Annotated in this window: 17 protein-coding genes; 6 read left to right on the plus strand and 11 right to left on the minus strand. The window is 32.5% G+C overall.

Annotated features, from left to right (window positions below; genetic code table 11):
• Window positions 1-11: 11 nt before the first annotated feature.
• The 3 genes from VKY41_RS08250 to VKY41_RS08260 form a co-directional block, all read right to left on the minus strand.
• Complete coding sequence (locus VKY41_RS08250) at window positions 12-608, minus strand: tRNA (guanine-N1)-methyltransferase (protein WP_500813968.1); 597 nt, start codon at window positions 606-608, stop codon at window positions 12-14.
• A 279-nt stretch (window positions 609-887) separates the two neighbouring features.
• Window positions 888-2,336, minus strand: a complete 1,449-nt coding sequence (locus VKY41_RS08255) for a glyceraldehyde-3-phosphate dehydrogenase (RefSeq protein ID WP_500813969.1) — start codon at window positions 2,334-2,336, stop codon at window positions 888-890.
• Between the two features lie 188 nt (window positions 2,337-2,524).
• The gene (locus tag VKY41_RS08260) at window positions 2,525-3,937 is read right to left on the minus strand and encodes a trypsin-like peptidase domain-containing protein (protein ID WP_500813970.1); all 1,413 of its coding nucleotides are present in this window, start codon (window positions 3,935-3,937) and stop codon (window positions 2,525-2,527) included.
• A 152-nt stretch (window positions 3,938-4,089) separates the two neighbouring features.
• Between VKY41_RS08260 and dapF the strand changes: the two genes are divergently transcribed.
• The 5 genes from dapF to VKY41_RS08285 all read left to right on the plus strand — a co-directional run bounded on the left by dapF (window position 4,090) and on the right by VKY41_RS08285 (window position 8,112).
• Window positions 4,090-4,869 carry a diaminopimelate epimerase gene (dapF, locus tag VKY41_RS08265; RefSeq protein WP_500813971.1) on the plus strand — a complete coding sequence of 260 codons (780 nt, stop codon included), beginning with the start codon at window positions 4,090-4,092 and terminating at the stop codon, window positions 4,867-4,869.
• Window positions 4,863-5,384, plus strand: coding sequence for a GNAT family N-acetyltransferase (locus tag VKY41_RS08270; protein ID WP_500813972.1), 522 nt, complete (start codon window positions 4,863-4,865; stop codon window positions 5,382-5,384). The genes dapF and VKY41_RS08270 overlap by 7 nt, the downstream gene beginning before the upstream one ends.
• Window positions 5,384-6,427, plus strand: a complete 1,044-nt coding sequence (mltG, locus tag VKY41_RS08275; RefSeq protein WP_500813973.1) for an endolytic transglycosylase MltG — start codon at window positions 5,384-5,386, stop codon at window positions 6,425-6,427. The genes VKY41_RS08270 and mltG overlap by 1 nt, the downstream gene beginning before the upstream one ends.
• Before the next feature lie 6 nt (window positions 6,428-6,433).
• Window positions 6,434-7,339, plus strand: coding sequence for a DUF2279 domain-containing protein (locus tag VKY41_RS08280; protein WP_500813974.1), 906 nt, complete (start codon window positions 6,434-6,436; stop codon window positions 7,337-7,339).
• Between the two features lie 179 nt (window positions 7,340-7,518).
• Entirely contained in the window at window positions 7,519-8,112 is a 594-nt protein-coding gene (locus VKY41_RS08285) for a peptidoglycan-binding protein LysM (RefSeq protein ID WP_500813975.1), read from the plus strand.
• A 3-nt stretch (window positions 8,113-8,115) separates the two neighbouring features.
• Here the strand turns inward: VKY41_RS08285 and VKY41_RS08290 are convergent, their stop codons facing one another.
• The 4 genes from VKY41_RS08290 to dnaA form a co-directional block, all read right to left on the minus strand.
• Entirely contained in the window at window positions 8,116-8,832 is a 717-nt protein-coding gene (locus VKY41_RS08290) for an SAM-dependent methyltransferase (protein ID WP_500813976.1), read from the minus strand.
• 10 nt (window positions 8,833-8,842) lie between these two features.
• The gene (locus VKY41_RS08295; RefSeq protein WP_500813977.1) at window positions 8,843-10,255 is read right to left on the minus strand and encodes a PQQ-dependent sugar dehydrogenase; all 1,413 of its coding nucleotides are present in this window, start codon (window positions 10,253-10,255) and stop codon (window positions 8,843-8,845) included.
• Between the two features lie 66 nt (window positions 10,256-10,321).
• Window positions 10,322-10,777: a low molecular weight protein-tyrosine-phosphatase gene (locus tag VKY41_RS08300; RefSeq protein WP_500813978.1), complete on the minus strand. Its 456-nt coding sequence runs from the start codon at window positions 10,775-10,777 to the stop codon at window positions 10,322-10,324.
• Window positions 10,778-10,811: 34 nt separating this feature from the next.
• Window positions 10,812-12,239 carry a chromosomal replication initiator protein DnaA gene (gene dnaA / locus VKY41_RS08305; protein WP_500813979.1) on the minus strand — a complete coding sequence of 476 codons (1,428 nt, stop codon included), beginning with the start codon at window positions 12,237-12,239 and terminating at the stop codon, window positions 10,812-10,814.
• A 182-nt stretch (window positions 12,240-12,421) separates the two neighbouring features.
• Here dnaA and VKY41_RS08310 point away from each other — a divergent pair, with 182 nt between their 5' ends.
• Window positions 12,422-12,820, plus strand: a complete 399-nt coding sequence (locus VKY41_RS08310; RefSeq protein WP_500813980.1) for an acyl-CoA thioesterase — start codon at window positions 12,422-12,424, stop codon at window positions 12,818-12,820.
• Here the strand turns inward: VKY41_RS08310 and VKY41_RS08315 are convergent.
• The 4 genes from VKY41_RS08315 to ribD are packed head-to-tail and all read right to left on the minus strand — an operon-like array spanning window position 12,817 to window position 15,971.
• Window positions 12,817-13,437 carry an IMPACT family protein gene (locus VKY41_RS08315; RefSeq protein ID WP_500813981.1) on the minus strand — a complete coding sequence of 207 codons (621 nt, stop codon included), beginning with the start codon at window positions 13,435-13,437 and terminating at the stop codon, window positions 12,817-12,819. The two genes, VKY41_RS08310 and VKY41_RS08315, sit on opposite strands and share 4 nt — an antisense overlap.
• Window positions 13,437-14,300 carry an EamA family transporter gene (locus VKY41_RS08320; protein WP_500813982.1) on the minus strand — a complete coding sequence of 288 codons (864 nt, stop codon included), beginning with the start codon at window positions 14,298-14,300 and terminating at the stop codon, window positions 13,437-13,439. Before VKY41_RS08320 ends, VKY41_RS08315 begins: the two co-directional genes overlap by 1 nt.
• Entirely contained in the window at window positions 14,297-14,908 is a 612-nt protein-coding gene (locus tag VKY41_RS08325) for an HAD family hydrolase (RefSeq protein ID WP_500813983.1), read from the minus strand. The genes VKY41_RS08320 and VKY41_RS08325 overlap by 4 nt, the downstream gene beginning before the upstream one ends.
• Before the next feature lie 58 nt (window positions 14,909-14,966).
• Window positions 14,967-15,971: a bifunctional diaminohydroxyphosphoribosylaminopyrimidine deaminase/5-amino-6-(5-phosphoribosylamino)uracil reductase RibD gene (gene ribD / locus VKY41_RS08330; protein WP_500813984.1), complete on the minus strand. Its 1,005-nt coding sequence runs from the start codon at window positions 15,969-15,971 to the stop codon at window positions 14,967-14,969.
• Window positions 15,972-16,002: the final 31 nt, after the last annotated feature.

Genomic DNA, 16,002 nt, shown 5'->3' on the forward strand with positions numbered 1-16,002 from the left:
GAACTAATTTTCTATTTATGTTTATTTAATTCGTCTTGTAGTTGACGTCTTACTTTTTGTTCTCTTTCCAATGCTACTTTTCGATGTTCTTCAAATTCTTCTTCAATTTCTGATAGTGCATTTTTTGCTTCTTTTGTAACTAAATTACTATTCTTAAATTTATAAATAAATAATAACAAGAATGCTAGTAACAACCCGATAATTGACCACATCAATGCATTGTAATTAGATTTACTCATTTGTAAACCAAATAAAGACATATTGTCTTTTTCTGAAGTAGTTTTGTCTAAAACTTGTTGAGTGTTAGCTAAATTAGATTTTAATAAGGCAGTTTCTTCTGCCTGATTTTTTATAACCAATTTAGTGCTGTCCAATTGAGTTTGGATTGCTTTTAAAGAATCCAAAGTGTGAGATTTTAAAGTGTACAACCAATTTTCTTTAACAACTTTGTAGTCTTGATAGTTATTAGAACGCTTAATAACATAATTGAACTGGTTATCCAAACTTCCGCTAGTTAACGAAAGTTTATCGTCGTCTGATTGCTCTTGTGCGTAGGTATTAAAAGAAATAATGCAAAGGACGAACAATAAGGATTTAAAAATTTTCATTTGGGATTTTTTGTTTTTAAATGTTTATAATACGAAATTAAGGAATTAAGTTTAGTTTTAATTACCATTTATGAAAAAGCCTCACTTTGTGAGGCTAATTTTATATACGAATAGAAGCAAATTTTAGATGTTTAAAAACTCTTAAATTTTGAATACTTCTAATGGTGTCATGGTTTCTTGTGGTTATCAAAACATAAATTAATAGAGAGTTGCACGCAAAAAAAAAAATCTTGCTTTATACAAAAACAAGATTTTTTTAATATCAATTTTAGTGTGATACTAGTAATATGTATAACGTCTTACTTTAGCAATGTGTTTTGCTAAGCGAATAACTTGGTGGCTATAACCATATTCGTTATCGTACCATATATATAGTAGTACATTTTTCCCATCTTTTCTAACAATAGTTGCTTTACTATCGTAAATAGATGGAGCAGAGCTACCAACAATATCGCTAGAAACTAACTCATCGCTTAATTCATATTTAATTTGTTCTACTAAATCACCTTCAATAGCGGAGTTTTTAATGATAGCGTTGATGCCTTCAAGGGAAGTTTCTTTTTCCAATTCCAAACTTAAAATAGCTAAGGAACCATTTGGAACAGGGACACGAATTGCATTAGATGTTAATTTTCCTTCTAAAGCAGGTAGTGCTTTTGCAACGGCGCTTCCAGCTCCAGTTTCTGTAATTACCATGTTTAATGCAGCTGCACGTCCACGACGGTATTTTTTATGAAAGTTATCTACTAAGTTTTGATCGTTTGTGTAAGCGTGAATTGTTTCAAGATGTCCACTTTTTACTCCTAATGTATCTTCTACTACTTTTAAAATAGGTGTAATAGCATTAGTAGTACATGATGCAGCAGAAAAGATATCTACTTCGTCTGGGTTGTGCTCTAAATGGTTTACTCCGTGAACAATATTTGGAACACCTTTTCCTGGAGCTGTAAGTAATACTTTATCTGCACCTTTTGAAGATAAATGTCTGCTCAAAGCTTCTTTGTCTCTAAAAGCTCCAGTATTATCTATTACTAAAGCATTGTTAATACCGTAGCTTGTATAATCAATGTCTTCCGGATTGTCTGCTGAAATAATTTTAACAGTTGTTCCGTTAATTATTAATGCACTATTCTCTAAATCTGCAATTACAGTTCCTGGAAAATCTCCATGAACTGAGTCGTTTCTTAATAAAGACGCTCTTTTTTCTAAAACTGTTTGGTCTATGGTACCACGAGTAACTATGGCTCTTAAACGCAACTGACTACCTCTACCGGTAAGTGTTATTAATTCACGAGCAACTAAACGTCCAATTCTACCAAATCCGTAAAGAACAACATCTTTAGGTTTTATAATGTTTTGTTTGTTGGCATCTTTTAATTTATCGGCAACAAAAGCTAAAGCGTTACTAAATTTTTTCTCTTCTAAATGAAATTCGTAAGTTAACTTTCCAATATCCAGTCTAGCTGGTGGTAAATCTAAAGTTTGAATAGCTTGCGCAATTTCAACAGAATCGAAGATAGAAATTGGTTTTTGAACAACTTCGCCTGCGTATTCGTGTAGATTTAAAATTTGGCTAACATTTCTATCGATTAATTGGTTTCTGAAAAGTACCAATTCAATAGATTTGTCGTACCAAAGGTCGCTTACTATTTTAATAAACTCTACTGTAGCTTTTCTTCTATCCGCTTGAAATGCTAACTCGTTTTCAAAAGTTTCGTTAAAACTCATTGTTTTAAATTTTTAGTATGTGTCTGCTTTGTAGCTAGACTGGTTGTTAAATATTTTTCAGCTATATAAATGACTGAGTTGAATTTGGATGCAAAAATAAGACATTTTTAATGTATTTATACTCAGTTTTAAAAATAAAAATCCTCTAGAGTTTACTAGAGGATTGTTGTTAATTTTATTTAAAATGTTTATTTGAAATTATATCGTTCTATTTCACCTTTAGAGTTTATAAGTTCTATTCTTAAAGGTTCGTAATCTGATTTATTACTTATAATTTCCTGAACATCATCTACATTATAGACTTTACTATTATTAATAGAAATAACAATATCTCCTTCTTTAACGCCATTTGCTCTTAAATACTTGGAATAGGTTTGGCTTAAGTTTGTAATTTTTACCCCGTTATCCGTTTTGTATTTTTTGAGTTCTGCTTTTGTGGCATTTTTTACAATTCCTAACTGCGGAATTGTATAAGTTAGATTTCTATTAAGTGTTACAGACATTTCTTTTATATGTCCGTTTCTTAAAATTGTTACATTAACGACGTCATTTGGACGTTTGGTAGATAAATATCCTGTTAAATCGGAGAATTTTGAAATCTTCACATGATCAATCTTCTTTATAATATCCCCAGATTTAAGACCAGCCTTGTAGGCTCCTGATTCTTCTTCTACAGAATCAATATAGAAACCTTCTGTTTCTGCTAAGCTTAATTTTTCAGCAAAACTACTATTTAAGGCTCCTCCGGAAACCCCTAAAACACCTTTTTGAACATTTCCGTATTCTAGAATGTCTTCAACAACCTTTCTAGCAATATTACTTGGAACTGCAAAAGAATAACCAATGTAAGAACCGGTTTGCGATGAAATGGCTGTGTTAATTCCAATTAAATCACCATGAGTATTTACCAAAGCACCCCCAGAGTTTCCTGGATTTACTGCAGCGTCGGTTTGGATAAAGGACTGTGTGCTTCTACCTCCTGTTAAATCTCTAGATTTAGCACTTATAATTCCTGCGGTTACTGTGGATGTTAGGTTAAAAGGGTTTCCAACTGCTAGGACCCATTCACCAATTTTAGCTTGATCACTATCACCAAATGTGGTGTAAGGTAAATCATGTTCGGTTTCAATTTTTAATAAAGCAATATCTGTTTTATCGTCTGAACCTATTATTTCTGCGTTGTATGTGCTATTGTCGTTTAGAGTAACTGAAAGTTCTTTCGAGCCAGCAATAACGTGGTTGTTTGTGATTATATATCCGTCTGGTGAAATTATCACACCTGATCCTGAACCAATTTGTGGACGTTTAGGAGATCTTCCAAAAAATAAATCCTCGAAAGTCATCTGCCCAGAATTTCCAATAGAAGTGCTTTTAACATGAACTACTGTATGAATTGTTTTATCAGCAGCTTTAGTGAAATCAATACTGTTTTCAGGGATAAAACTAGAATTTGAATAATTGTTCACAGGAAAAACTGCAGGGGCAGACTCTGTTTGAACAGTTGTTTGTGTATGGTCTTTTTCTATAAAAAGTTTGTAGGATGAAAGTGTAATAATTCCACCTAAAACAGAAACTAAAACTAGAGTTGTTATCTTTTTCATTATTTAATAGAATTATATGGTTTATAGCTCAATTACGATTAAAATTAATTTTTTCTTTAATTCATTTTTAATTTTTAACGATTTTTAACTTCGTATTTAACGAGTGTTTAACAAGATGATTAATCGTCTTAATTCTTATATTTGCCTGACTTATGGAAATAACCTTTTACAAATATCAAGGAACTGGGAACGATTTTGTGATGATTGATAATCGTCAACAACAATTCGACAAAAACAATACCAAACTAGTTGCAAGTCTGTGTGACAGACGTTTTGGCATAGGCGCCGATGGACTTATCCTTTTAGAAAATCATCCAGAATTGGATTTTACAATGGTTTATTACAATTCCGATGGAAAAGAAAGTTCCATGTGCGGTAATGGTGGGCGATGTATCACAGCTTTTGCTAAGGATCTAGGGATTGTTCAAAATAAAGCAGTTTTTGAAGCAATTGACGGATTGCATCATGCAATTATTGAAAATGACCTAATAAAATTGCAAATGCAGGATGTACTTTCAATAGAAAATCATCAACACTATGTGTTTTTAAACACAGGTTCACCGCATCATGTTCAATTAGAATCAAATTTAAAAGAACTACCAATAAAAGAAGTTGGTTCGAAAATCCGATATGGCCAACCTTATAATGAGGAAGGTTCCAATGTTAATTTTGTAAAAAAACTTTCAGAAGATATTTTTCAAGTTAGAACATACGAACGTGGAGTAGAAGATGAAACTTTGTCTTGTGGAACGGGAGTTACTGCCGTGGCACTTGCCATGTTTGAAATAGGCCAAACTAATACAAACTTGATAACACTTAAAACTGAAGGTGGAGACTTACAAGTTTCTTTTGAAAAAAACAAGGACTCGTATAGAAACATTTGGCTTATTGGGCCTGCTGAAAACGTATTTAAAGGAATCTGGACATGCTAACTTTAAAAGGAAAGGATATTTATTTAAGAGCTCTGGAACCTGAAGACCTAGACTTTATTCACAGTGTAGAAAACGACGAAACTGTTTGGGAAATTAGCCATACACAAACACCATTTTCTAGGTTTTTAATTATGGAATATCTAGAAAATGCACATAAAGATATATATGAAGTAAAACAATTGCGTTTGGTTATTTCAAATTATAGTAATATTGCTCTTGGAATGATAGACCTGTTTGATTTTGATTTCAAAAATAGTAGGGCTGGAGTTGGAATTCTTATAAAGGAAACTGCAGAAAGGCAAAAAGGAGTTGGCAATGAAGCTTTAGGTTTACTAATTAATTATTGCAAAACCCATTTAAATCTGCACCAATTGTATTGTAATATATCTGAAGATAATGAAGCTAGTTTGAAGCTTTTTGCAAAACATGGTTTTGAGATAATTGGATTAAAAAAAGATTGGACCTACGTAAATGGTTCATATAAAAACGAATATTTACTTCAACGAATTAATTAATGTATTTTAAAAAAATATTTATTGCCATAGCTTTAATTGGTCTAGTAGTAGCAGGTCTCTTTGCAAACTATATTTACGGAGTTATGTTAGTTAGCAACACAGCTTTTAATAACGAGCAAGCTTATATTTATATACCTACCGATGCCAATTATTCTGAGGTAAGGGAACAGTTAAAACCTTTATTAAAGGATATTGAAAAATTTGATGCTCTTGCCAAACAAAAAAAATACATCTCTAACATCAAGGCAGGCCGATATGTTATTAAAAAAGGGATGAATAATAACGATATTATTAATTCCATTAGAAGTAAAAATGTGCCTCTAAAATTATCTTTTAATAATCAGCCAAGTTTAGAATTACTTGCAGGAAGGATTTCCATGCAAATTGAAGCAGACAGTTTAAAATTGTATGAAGTGATGATGGATGAGGAATTTCTTGCCAACAATTCATTTTCTAATGCCACAGCATTAGGTATGTATATACCAAATAGCTATGAGTTTTTCTGGAATACGTCGGCTAGCGAGTTTAGAGATAGAATGTTAAAAGAATATAAACGCTTTTGGAATGACAGTAGAAAGGAAAAAGCGAAGGCTCTTGGTTTGTCCGAAAAGGAAGTGATGACCTTGGCATCCATTGTGCACGAGGAGTCTAAGCAAGCTGACGAGCAACCAAGAATAGCAGGAGTATATTTAAATAGATTGCGTATTGGTATGCCTTTACAAGCAGATCCAACCTTAAAGTTTGCAGCATACCAATTGCCAGAGTATAAAAATACTATTATTAAAAGGGTTTTAAATATTCACAAGGAAATAAACTCACCATACAATACTTATAAAAATGCAGGTTTGCCTCCAGGGCTTATAGCTATGCCAGATATTAGTGCTATAGATGCTGTTTTGAATCCTGAAACTCATTCATATTTATATTTTGCGGCTGATGCTAAAAGATTAGGTTATCATAAATTTGCCAAAACTCTTAGTCAACACAATGCCAATGCCGCTGAATACCATAGATATTTATCATCACAAGGTATTAACAAATAAAAGTACATGCAGATTAAACATTCCATAATAGCGTGTTTAATCACCTTTGCAGCTTTTTCCCAAAGTGGAATAAATAGCTTTTTAAAACCGAGCGATACTTTAAATATTTCTAGACGGAACGCTGTAGTAATTTCTGAAGTTTCAATTGCTAGCTTAACTTTGTTAGGCTTAAACCAGATGTGGTACGTTAATTATCCAAAGTCCAACTTTCATACTTTCGACGATAATAACGAATGGCTCCAAATGGACAAAGTGGGGCATGCTTTTTCTGCCTATCAATTAAGTAGGTTAGGGGCCAACACTTTAAAATGGAGTGGGGATAATCAAAAGTCTCAATTAATTTATGGTTCTAGTCTTGGACTAGGGTTTTTAACCATTGTAGAAGTTTTTGATGGTTTTTCTGAAGAATGGGGCTTTTCCTGGGGAGATATGGCGGCCAATGTTTCGGGTACGGGATTGTTTGTAGGGCAGGAATTGCTTTGGAAGGAACAAAGGATTACTCTAAAATATTCCTTTCATAGAACAGAATATGCCCAACAAAATCCTGATAAATTAGGAAATGGGCTTTCCGAAGAGTTTTTAAAGGACTATAATGGTCAAACCTATTGGTTAAGTTTTAATTTACACAGTTTTTTTAAGGACAGTAAAATTCCTAAATGGCTAAATATAGCTATTGGTTATGGTGCAGAAGGGATGGTTTCTGGTACAAATAATACTACAGATACTCCCATTGTTCATTCAAATCCTTACCGACAATATTATTTGAGTTTAGATTTGGATTTAACTAGAATTAAAACTAATTCACACGTATTAAGGACGTTTTTTGATGTTTTTAATGTAGTTAAAATGCCATTTCCAACGGTGGAGTTCACCGATAAAAAAGGCGTTAAGCTACACGGAATCTACTTTTAGGAACACTTAATCGATTAACTTTCAGATATTAAAAAATTGTTCTATCTTTGCCAACTGAAATTTTCAAGTAACTATCTTATAGATATTTACTGAAGAAATTTAAAAATATGATAAAAAATATTGGAAGTTACTTAGTCTTATCACTTACAATATGTTTCTTAGTTGTTGGATCGATTTATATGAATAAATCGGTTAAAGAGAAAAGTTATACATCACCAAGATATGCATTGAATAATGACAATCATGGAGAAGTTTCTCAAGACAACTTGTTTCCAATCAAGGAACCTCACGTACCATTTTCACCAACTTTAGGAAAATCTTTTGTAGGCTTCAAAGAAGCCTTAGGCTTTAAAGAGTCTGGAGGAGATTATTTTACGGTGAATACTTTAGGGTATTTAGGGAAGTATCAATTTGGAAAGGAAACATTAAAATTGATAGGAATCCACAATCCTGTTCACTTTTTAAGTAATCCAGAATTACAAGAAAAGGCATTTATAGCTAATGCTGAACGTAACAAATGGGTTTTAAGGAAAGACATTAAGCGTTTTTCTGGGAAAATAATTAACGGGACAAAAATTACAGAGTCAGGCATTTTAGCAGCAGCCCATTTAGCCGGACCTGGAAATGTAAAAAAGTATTTAAGAAGTTATGGAGCAGACAGTTTTTCTGATGCATACGGGACTTCAGTAGCTTATTACATTAAAAAATTCTCAGGTTATGATACCTCGAAGATTGAGCCAAATAAAAAAGCCAAGGTAAAACACTCGGCTTAGGCATTAGTCTTTATGAATAATAAATAGCGTTGGTCTTTTATGTAGGTCTACGCTATTTTTTCTCCATTCCTTTACACTTTGAGTTTTAATGAACTCTGTTGGCAAAGTAATGTCGCAAGACACACAAACCATAGTTTGATCATTTAAGGTACTGCAAATGTCTTCTAGTAGCTTATTATTTCTATATGGCGTTTCTATAAATGATTGTGATTGGTTATGACTATAGGAAAGTTGCTCCAATCGTTTTAATTCTTTCTTTCTATCATCTTTATCGATGGGTAAATATCCATTAAAAGCAAAACTCTGTCCATTCATACCAGAACTCATTTGAGCCATAATTATAGATGAAGGTCCAACTAAAGGCACGACTCTTATGTTTTTTTGATGTGCTAGTTTCACTACGTCAGCTCCTGGATCTGCTATGGCCGGGCAACCAGCTTCAGATAACAAACCAACATTCTTACCATGTAAACAAGGGTCTAAATAGCTTGGTAGCTCTGTAACATCTGTGAATTTATTTAAATGGAACATGGTCAAGCTGGACTGTTTTTTTCCAGGTTTGATATGTTTTATGAAACGTCTAGCCGTTTTTTCATTTTCAACAATATAAATATCTACTTCTTCAATAATCTTTTTAACGGATATAGGTAGTACTTCCAAAGGAGCTGTTTCTCCTAGAGTAGTGGGAATTAAATAGAGTTTTCCGATTTGGTTGGTCATTAATTGAAATTTATTTAATAATAAGTTTATGGTTTTTTTTAAGTCCTGTTGAGGAAATAATTTCGGTTAAATATAGGCCTTTTGCTAAACTTTTAGTTTTTACTTGAATTTCAGGAGCTTGGGACATAGAAATTGATTGTATTAGCTTCCCTTGTAGATTGTAAATGTTTATGGTTTCAATTAAAATCTGAGTATTTATGCTTTTAATGGTAAACACGTTGTCTGTAGGGTTTGGATAAATACTCACTTCCCAAATAGAACTTTCTGCAATACTTAGGTTTGGATCTGAAATTTTATAAACAGATCCAGAATTAATCCCAACAATATATAATTCACCATTAACATCTTCGCCAAATGTTGTCCATCCATTTCCTGGGTAGGGCTCTGTAAAAGACATGTTCCAATTACCATTTTCATTTTTAAGAATACCAATTTCATTGCTGCAGTAATCAGCAAATAAATACCAACCATTTAGATTTGGTTGTTGGGTTCCCCTATATACATATCCACCAGTTATCGAGCATTTAAAATTACCGCTATTGGAATGTGTATATTGTGCAATTGGAAAGGTTAATTCTGAGTTATTTGGACAATTACCTGAAGTATTATAAGGTTGATCTCCTTCAAAACAAGGCCAACCATAGTTTAATCCTGCTTGAGTACCTGAAACCATATTAATTTCTTCAATTTCTCCCTGACCTACATCAGCTATCCAAAGATTTTGGGTTTGGCTATCAAATGAAAATCTCCATGGGTTTCTTAATCCATAGGCCCAAATTTCCGGTAATGCATTTGGGTTTTCTGTATTAGGGTATGGGTTGTCGGTAGGAATGCCATAATTGTTACCATTTTGAGGATTATTTACATCTATCCGTAGCATTTTTCCTAATAGAGTAGTTAGGTTCTGTGCCCTGTTTTGAGGGTCTCCGCTACTTCCTCCATCTCCTAGTCCAATATATAGATACCCATCGTTTCCAAATATTAAATTACCGCCATTATGATTGTTGTAGGGTTGATCCACGGTAAATAAAATTTCTTCTGTACAAGAACTAACGGTATTGGAACCTGGAGGATTTGCAACATATTTTGCTACAACAGTATTGCCGCTATTGTTAGTGTAGTTTAAAAATAAAATTCCGTTCGATTGGTATTGTGGATGAAAGGCTAGGCCTAATAAACCTTGTTCTCCACCACTTAAAACTCGTGATTCTATATCTAGAAAAGGTGTTTCGTTTATAGTTCCATCTGGATTAATAATTTTAATTAAACCACCACGCTCTACAACAAACAACCTGTTGTCTCCGGCATGTTTTAGATCTAAAGGACTACTAAAACCTGAAGCAATTTCATTTAATTCAATATCTTGAGCAAAAAGAAAGTAAGGAAATAGTAAAATAGCGAAGAGTTTAGTTCTGTTTTTCATCTTGATAAAATTATATTACAAAGTACGAAAAAAAACAAACTAAAATTAGAAAACACTCAAAATCATTTAGTTAAGGATTTTGTTTGCTATTTCTTGGCAAGCTTCATCCAACATTTTATAGGTGCTTTCAAATCCTTGAATCCCTCCAGTGTATGGGTCAGGTACATCGTAGTCTTGATTTTTGTATATCTCGTTAAGAATCATTTTAACCTTAGCTATATCTTGTTCATTTCTAGCTAAACGTATAACGTTTTGATAATTTGAACTGTCCATAACATATATGTAATCGAATTTATCAAAATCGGAGGTAGTAAACTGTCTTCCTCTTTGATTTGATATATCTAGACCATACTTCTTTGCTATTTTTACAGATCTAGGGTCTGGAGGATCACCAACATGGTAATTTCCAGTCCCAGCTGAATCTATAAAAAACTTGTCTTTAGGAAGTTTGGATTGTAAAATGCCTTCAGCTAATGGGGAACGGCAAATATTACCTAAACAAACCATTAGAATTTTTATCATAATTTACTCTCCGAAAAACCCGGAAATTATTTAATTAAACAGCTAGCTTTTTTGAAAGGTCATCAACGTATTTTCTAAACTGCTTATCGGTTGTTGAAAGGTTATCGACTGTTTTACATGCGTGTAGTACAGTGGCGTGATCTCTTTTTCCAATTTGCGATCCAATACTAGCTAACGAAGCTTTGGTGAGTTTTTTAGCAAAAAACATGGCCAATTGCCTAGCTTGAACAATATGACGTTTTCTAGTTTTAGACTGAAGTGTATCGATATCCATTTGGAAATAATCTGAAACTACTTTTTGAATATAATCTATAGAAACCTCGCGTTTTGTGTTTTTTACAAACTTCTCAACTACTTGTTTAGCTAAATCTATGGTAATTTCTTTCTTATTGAAAGACGACTGAGCAATTAACGAAATAATGGCACCTTCTAGTTCGCGAATGTTGCTTTTGATATTTTTCGCAACATATTCAATAATATCTTCAGGCATTTCAACACCATCACGATATAATTTGTTTTTTAAAATTGATACTCGTGTTTCAAAATCAGGGCTTTGTAATTCAGCCGAAAGGCCCCATTTAAATCTAGATAATAAACGTTGTTCAATGTCTTGCATGTCAACAGGAGCTTTGTCACTTGTTAGAATAACCTGCTTCCCATTTTGATGTAAATGATTGAAAATATGGAAAAAGACATCTTGAGTACCTGTTTTTCCAGAAAGGAATTGTACATCATCAATAATTAAGACATCTATTATTTGATAGAAATGAATAAAATCGTTTCTATTATTTTTCTTTACCGAGTCTATATATTGTTGCGTAAACTTTTCAGCAGAAATATATAGTACTGTTTTTTCTGGATATTTATCTTTTATGTCAACACCAATCGCGTGTGCTAAGTGAGTTTTCCCTAAACCAACCCCTCCAAAAATTAATAAAGGGTTAAATGAAGTTCCTCCTGGTTTTGATGAAACAGCCAATCCAGCACTTCTTGCCAGCCGATTTGAATCTCCTTCTAGGAAATTCTCAAAACTGTAATTAGGGTTAAGTTGTGACTCGATCTTTACATTTCGAATACCTGGAATTATAAATGGATTTAATAATTCAGGGCTTTTATTGTTTAGTGGAATATCGACATCTTGTGCTTTAACAGCTGAGCGATTTGAACTAGGGATTTTTTCTGTAAATGGTTGCTTGTTACCGTAAGTGTTTTCCATTCTAATAATGTAAACAAGTTTGGCAGTCTCTCCTAATTCTTTGGTTAAAGCTACTTTTAAGATTTTAACATAATGTTCTTCGAGCCATTCATAAAAGAATTTACTAGGCACTTGTATGCTCAAAGATTTATCAGTAAGCTTCACTGCTATAATTGGTTCAAACCATGTTTTGTATGCTTGCGGCTGAATGTTATCCTTTATAAATTCAAGACAATTTTTCCAAACCGATTGCGCAGTTACACTCATTATAATATAAAAGATTTATAGATTAATTAATAAACAGAGTCGAATTCTCTGGCTGATTTAATAGTTTGACAAATATGTGAACAAAATTCTGAAAAAAAAAATCAATTGCTATTGAATATGAACAAAATTATTCCCATGTTTAATGCTTTGCCTAAACTACGAAAAATATATTAAAGACTTGTATGAATTTCGATGAATTACCAATTAGAGTTAGATATGGTGAAACCGACCAGATGGGAGTGGTTCATCACGCAAATTACGCATTATACCTAGAGATGGGCCGTACTGAGTGGCTTAGAAAGAAGGGGATTTCGTATAAAGAAATGGAGGATGATGGTGTTATGCTACCGGTAGTGTCCATGAGTTTGAATTATAAGAAATCAGCCCTTTACGATGAGGTTATTAAGGTAAAAACTCTGCTGAAAAAAGAGCCATCTGTTAGGATAGAATTTGAATATGAAATTACGAATGAAGCAGGGGAATTGTTAGTAACCGCAACAACTGTTTTGGCATTTATAGACATGAAAACTAAAAGACCTATAAAATGTCCTGATTATATTTTTGAGAAATTAATACATTAGGTTTCTAGTTCTTTTATTTCAACTTCAAAAATTGATTGAAAACTTTCTACGGTTTTTGTTACTTCTTTTAATCTAACAGAAATTTCAATTTTGCAATCTAACTCTAAAGTTTGATTAACAATTTTGAGATTCTGTTCTTTTATTAAGCGCATAACCTTATTCATGTTTTTGTAATCAAAACGTATTTCAAAGCGTTTGTTAATAGTTTTGCTTACAATTTTAGATTCTTCTAAAGCCATTTGAGCTGTTGTTTTATAAGCAGATATCAAGCCTCCAACGCCAAGTTTTACTCCTCCAAAATACCTAACTACAACAATTAAAACATTTGTAACTTCAAAGGATTGGATTTGTCCATAAATAGGCATTCCGGCACTATTATTTGGTTCCCCATCATCATTTGCTCTAAACTGAAGGTTGTTTTGATCTGTTCCTAATTGATAGGCATAGCACCAATGTCTAGCTGAATGATGTTGTTTTTTTAATTCTTCCAGATGTACTTTTACTTGATCTTCATTTAAAACAGGAAAGGCATACCCGAAAAACTTACTGTTTTTCTCTTTAAATAGAACTTCGTTTGAAGGTTTGTTTATTGTTTTGTACGTGTCTTTTTTATCCATTAAGCCAAAGTTACTAATAAGATTGAAATAATAGCAAGTCCAACCCCAATCCAATTTTTTAAAGAAAGATTTTCTTTAAAAAATAGCAGTCCAACTATGGAAGTAAACATAACTATAGCCACATTATTAATGGTGAAAATGGTTGAACTCTCTAACGATTCGTGATTTAGTGCTTTTAAAATAAAATAGATGGAAGAATAATTAACAATTCCTAATACAATGCCGCCAACAATACTAAGCGGATTAAATTTGAATTCTTTTTTAATCATTTTTATAAAAAGAACACCAAGTCCTATACATGCTGCAAAAAAGAAGATGGTTGCCGAAAATAGCGGAATTCCTCCATCTTCAATATAAGTGGTTTCTATATATTTTATCGAGGTATCAATTGTCCCAGAACCTAAAAATATAATAATGGGAAACATGAGGTTGCTTTTAAAGTTAAATCGCGTGTTTTTTTTAACCGAGACAAAATATACGGCAACCAAAGCGAATAGAATACCTAGGAGTTTTTGAAACCCGGTACTTTCATTGTATACGTAAATACCGAATATTATAGGGATAATCACGCTCATTTTGGTGGCAACCGAAGCAACTGATAAGCCATTCCGTTGTGAAGTAATTGCCATAGCACTGAATATACTTATAAATAAGAAGCCCAAAGCAAAGGCTCCAAAAAACCATTGAGAATGGATGATTTCTTGAGAGTTGAAATTGTTTTTAGAAATTATAAGACCACATAAACAAGCGGTTATGTAATTAAATACGATAGCTTGAAGTGTGTTAATTTTAAATCTATCAAATAATTTGAAGATTAAAAATATTAACGTAGAGGCTAGTATACTTAATAATAAGTCTATCAAAAGAGGTCTTTTTTAACGGTAAATAAGTTGGTTACATCTTCCGTTTTTGGATTGATGTTCCAGGTGTGTATACCTAATTTAGCTGCTGCTAGAGTGTTTTCTTCAGTATCATCTATAAACAAACAGTTTTCTGGGTGTAAGTTGTTTTCTGTTAGAACAAACTGATAAATATCTGCATTCGGTTTTCTAAGTTTGATTTCATGTGAGAGATAAAACACATCAAAACAATTTTTAAAATCTTCGTAAAAAGGTACTTCTTTTTTTATTAAATCGATATGAAGTGTGTTGGTATTACTCAATAAAATTAGTTGGTGTTTTTTTTCTGAAGCTAACTTTTTCACAAACTCCAATCTATGTTCAGGGAAATCTTTTATAATACAATTCCAGGCATAAAGGATTTGGTCTTCTGTTAAATCAGGGAAGTTTTCTAAATAAAACTCTAAAAACTCTTCTGTTGAAATTAAGCCTTGTTCGTAAAAGCTATTAAACGCAATCATTTCATCAGACAGAGATTCTAATTTAAATATATCAAGGGCATGATTCATGGCGCCTTCTTTATCTAAGTTGATAAAGACATCTCCAAAATCAAATATTAAGGTTTTAATCATAATTGTATTTTGTCTTTTCGATTCTTATTCAGGTGAAAATCTAAAGGTGTTTTTGTAGTTATGGATTTATATAAGTTTTTAAAACGTCGTCTAAAATAAATGATTCTTGAACTAATTTCCCTTTAAATGTTGGTGCTTTCACACCTTTTTCAAAGTGTGTTTTTCCTGTAAAAACTCTAGCTTCATCCCAAAGATTTTCATTTATAAAGGTTTGAAGGGTTTGACTGCCACCTTCAATAATTATTGACTGCACGTTTTTTTTGTGTAAAAATTTACAAATTTCAGCAGCTAGATTCAGAGAGAAGTCTATCTCATCTTCAGAAATAATAAGGGTATCAACTTTATTATTAAAAACATGAAATTCTTTTGAAAGCTTGTTCGTTTTGTCTAAAACCACTCGAATAGGGTTTCTTCCGGTCCAATCTCTTACAGTTAAACTAGGGTTATCTTCTAGTACTGTTTTGGTTCCAACTAAAATAGCTTGTTCTTCAGCTCGCCATTTGTGTACTAATTGTCTAGAATATTCGTTTGTAATCCAAACAGGTTTTTGTTCATTTTTAGTTTCAGGAGCAATAAATCCGTCTTCGGTTTCTGCCCATTTTAAAATGATATATGGACGTTTTTTATTGTGAAAAGTAAAAAATCGTTTATGATGTTCTTTACATTCTTCTTCCAAGACTCCAACCTGAACTTGACATCCGGAGGCTTTCAATTTTTCAATTCCTTTTCCCGCTACTTGACTATGTGTATCTGTAGTTCCAATAACTACAATTGGAATTTTGTGTTTGATTATTAAATCGCTGCAAGGAGGAGTTTTTCCAAAGTGGCTGCAAGGTTCTAAGGTTACATAAAGTGTAGCTTTACTTAAAACGGATTTATCTTTAACGGATTCAATAGCATTTACTTCGGCATGTTTTCCTCCATATTTACTCGTAAACCCTTCACCAATAATTTCATTATTATACACAATAACACTACCAACCATCGGATTTGGAGCTGTACTTCCAAGCCCATTTTTAGCAATTTCAATACAGCGTTTTAGGTATTTTTCATGTATCTTCATCCCGAGAAATTTCAGTGTAAAAATAACACAA

Origin of the sequence: Xanthomarina sp., assembly GCF_035306605.1 — a bacterium.
Taxonomy (GTDB): Bacteria; Bacteroidota; Bacteroidia; order Flavobacteriales; family Flavobacteriaceae; genus Xanthomarina.

What these genes read in the sequence shown, in the direction of transcription:
- VKY41_RS08250 (WP_500813968.1), bottom strand. Translation starts at nt 608, where the DNA reads ATGAAAATTTTTAAATCCTTATTGTTCGTCCTTTGCATTATTTCTTTT.
- VKY41_RS08255 (WP_500813969.1), bottom strand. Translation starts at nt 2,336, where the DNA reads ATGAGTTTTAACGAAACTTTTGAAAACGAGTTAGCATTTCAAGCGGAT.
- VKY41_RS08260 (WP_500813970.1), bottom strand. Translation starts at nt 3,937, where the DNA reads ATGAAAAAGATAACAACTCTAGTTTTAGTTTCTGTTTTAGGTGGAATT.
- dapF (WP_500813971.1), top strand. Translation starts at nt 4,090, where the DNA reads ATGGAAATAACCTTTTACAAATATCAAGGAACTGGGAACGATTTTGTG.
- VKY41_RS08270 (WP_500813972.1), top strand. Translation starts at nt 4,863, where the DNA reads ATGCTAACTTTAAAAGGAAAGGATATTTATTTAAGAGCTCTGGAACCT.
- mltG (WP_500813973.1), top strand. Translation starts at nt 5,384, where the DNA reads ATGTATTTTAAAAAAATATTTATTGCCATAGCTTTAATTGGTCTAGTA.
- VKY41_RS08280 (WP_500813974.1), top strand. Translation starts at nt 6,434, where the DNA reads ATGCAGATTAAACATTCCATAATAGCGTGTTTAATCACCTTTGCAGCT.
- VKY41_RS08285 (WP_500813975.1), top strand. Translation starts at nt 7,519, where the DNA reads ATGAATAAATCGGTTAAAGAGAAAAGTTATACATCACCAAGATATGCA.
- VKY41_RS08290 (WP_500813976.1), bottom strand. Translation starts at nt 8,832, where the DNA reads ATGACCAACCAAATCGGAAAACTCTATTTAATTCCCACTACTCTAGGA.
- VKY41_RS08295 (WP_500813977.1), bottom strand. Translation starts at nt 10,255, where the DNA reads ATGAAAAACAGAACTAAACTCTTCGCTATTTTACTATTTCCTTACTTT.
- VKY41_RS08300 (WP_500813978.1), bottom strand. Translation starts at nt 10,777, where the DNA reads ATGATAAAAATTCTAATGGTTTGTTTAGGTAATATTTGCCGTTCCCCA.
- dnaA (WP_500813979.1), bottom strand. Translation starts at nt 12,239, where the DNA reads ATGAGTGTAACTGCGCAATCGGTTTGGAAAAATTGTCTTGAATTTATA.
- VKY41_RS08310 (WP_500813980.1), top strand. Translation starts at nt 12,422, where the DNA reads ATGAATTTCGATGAATTACCAATTAGAGTTAGATATGGTGAAACCGAC.
- VKY41_RS08315 (WP_500813981.1), bottom strand. Translation starts at nt 13,437, where the DNA reads ATGGATAAAAAAGACACGTACAAAACAATAAACAAACCTTCAAACGAA.
- VKY41_RS08325 (WP_500813983.1), bottom strand. Translation starts at nt 14,908, where the DNA reads ATGATTAAAACCTTAATATTTGATTTTGGAGATGTCTTTATCAACTTA.
- ribD (WP_500813984.1), bottom strand. Translation starts at nt 15,971, where the DNA reads ATGAAGATACATGAAAAATACCTAAAACGCTGTATTGAAATTGCTAAA.